This window comes from Candidatus Magnetaquicoccus inordinatus (genome assembly GCF_004217665.1).
Taxonomy (GTDB): domain Bacteria; phylum Pseudomonadota; class Magnetococcia; order Magnetococcales; family Magnetaquicoccaceae; genus Magnetaquicoccus; species Magnetaquicoccus inordinatus.
The window spans coordinates 1-2,609 of the sequence record NZ_RXIU01000332.1 but is presented as its reverse complement, the minus strand read 5'-3'; the positions used below and the strand labels follow the sequence as shown (position 1 = coordinate 2,609).

Annotated in this window: 1 protein-coding gene; it reads right to left on the bottom strand. The window is 46.5% G+C overall.

What is annotated here, in order from left to right; all coding sequences use genetic code 11:
• Window positions 1-1,921: hypothetical protein (locus EJP87_RS15320; protein ID WP_130472731.1), on the bottom strand; the 1,921-nt coding region annotated here is incomplete at its 3' end.
• Window positions 1,922-2,609: the final 688 nt, after the last annotated feature.

The following is a 2,609-nucleotide window of genomic DNA, read 5'->3' as shown; positions in this document are numbered from 1 at the left end:
CCATATAATGCAAAATGATGGTAAAAGCGCGCACCTCATTCTGTGATTCAGTGGAGAGCAAATCGTGCAACAGATCCATCCAGGCTGTACCTGCGGCCTCTTTCTGGCTGGTCACATTAAATCGCAGCAACAACCATAGAAGGTGAATCTTCTCCAAGGTAGTTATAGCAGCGCGGGTCAGCTTAAAAAGCAAGGCTTCCCTTTCCGATTCTGCCAATCCGGCAATCGCTGCCACAAGTGGTTCGGGCAGCGCCAAGGGCAAGCCCAGCATACGTTGCAAAGCACTCTCCAACCCCTGATCCTGAACAAGGGAATCGGCTGCCTCTGCCCATTGTTTGGCAAAAGGATCTGCTGCATCGACACACAAACGCATGGAGTCCAGCCACCGTTTCCCGGAAGGGGGTAATAAATTATCTGGCGATAGAGAAAAACCACCTGCCACGATCTTTTTATGCAAGCGCTGATAAAAAATCTCTGTAGATTTTTCTCGCCACTGTTCTACCTGCTCTATTCGACGAACGGGATCTTCGATGTTAGCCAACTCGGCCACGATCTTGTCAAAATGATCACCAGAACAATCAAACCAGGATTGATGCTGTTGCAAATATTTGATTCGATCCGGCAAAGAGGGTATCAACAAGAAAAACATATAGGAAATATCAAATAAAACAGGATCAATCCCTTCCTGCTCTAGTCGGACAACTCTGTTCTCCCCTTCAGAATCTATACTGACTCGCAAGCTCATCTGCTGCGCATCCGACGTTTGCACCGGTGCTTCTCCATGGCTTATTGCATCAGACACGGCACGCCAGAAGGTAGCGCTCTCAAAGCGATACATCTCCACATTATAAAATTTGTTCTGTTGCAAACCAATTTTGTTTATAAATTTAGGATCCTTAAATAACTCTTTCCTGATAGGAGCAGGAAGTTCTTTGCTTGCAATGACAGCAAGATACTGAATCCAGTTGGGACCGAATTCCCCGAACTCATCACTCAAATAAAGGTTAAGCGCTTGCTCCTTGAAACCCTTGCTCACATCAACCAGAAAACCAGGAGTGTTCCATAAAGAGTCGCGCAACAAACGATCATGAATCCATTGAAAAAAACATTGCAATCTGGGAAGATCCGCTTCTTTATTTAGATATATAATTCCTTTCCAAAGCAACCCGGTAACTTCTATTGTTTTATAGTGAGAATTCCCCTCTCTGCGCATCACAGGCAGGTATGAAACAAATAAATTAGATATAACCCAATCTGACAATATTTTGCGATGATTCTCAGACAGCTTCTCATCCCGCCAAAATTCAAGCAGAGCATCAGTGAGCGCATGCAGACAGCCGAGCAAAACGGGTATTTCTCCGTGATCCTCCCTGCGTATCTCCTCTTCGTCCGGCATCTGCATCTGTGCATAATGCAGCAAAGCAGTGGCGAGATACCGCCTCAGGGTCACCATTTCTACTGTCTCTTCCAATTCTCCCTTCTCTTCATGAAACGGAGCACGGCGCAAATAATAAACAATCTCATCAGCTTCCATAGACAGATAAAGCAACCGGGCAGAACGCAATCGATGCCGATAAGCAAATCGCTGCTCTTGAGTAAGAGCCCCTTCCCTCTCAAGCACAGTGAGAATTTCCAACACACCTATAGCCATATTCCCATTCAATTGGAAAAAACCAGAGAGACACCGATCATCACACCAAACAATATACCGTTGATCCCTTGGCAGACATTTCAGCATAGTGAAGAGGATTCGCTCCATGGGTTGCTCAAAGGAGATGTTGACCCCCATTGCCTGAGCTGATGCTATATGCGAGGGCAGCAGTGGAATCGGTTTATAATGGCCATTATTAATACCAATCCGCAGCCGTTCCCTTATCTCGTCCAGACTATCAAACAATGCACTTCGTTCACTCTCCTTCATCTCTATCGACCGGATACTGTCAGGAGCAAACAGATCACGCATTTCCAACAAGGTGCGTTGTATATCGCTGGCAACAGCCAAAGAGGGAAAATGACGCTCAACCACCTCCAAAAGTCCAAGCTGATTCGCCAGCAACAGAGCGGTTATGTCTAAAAAGAGAGGCTGCTTCACATCAATTGCATCCGCCATTTTTGTGTCAGAACGCCTGCCATGACGGATGAACAGCTCCGCATAATCCTCTCCAACCGGACGTTCCACTCCCTGAAAGGCACGGTAATAAGCGAGAGGCATGGAAACAGTCAATTTGGTACACAAGCGATGGAAAGGCATACGACCATGACGATAGATCTGGATGGTTTGTTCCCTTGCAAGTTGTTGAGACTGGTTAAAGTCCACAACCTCTTGAATGCTATTGAGCATCCACACCCCGCTCTCTGGCACTGTGGCCAGTTGGTAAACGCGGGAAATCAGTTCATTACGAGACGCCTCATCTGCCTTGAGAGCAAAGGACAACTCCAGCGCTTTAGTAACCAACTCATCCGTTATTCCAGCCCTGTGAGCATACTCCAATAATTTTTTGGCCAGTTTGACATCTTCCTGGATCAGAATGTTGTGTTGCCTCAGACGGAATGTAACAATTGCCTCGTTCGGGTAAGCCAGATACAATGGCCAACCAACGGAGGTACGT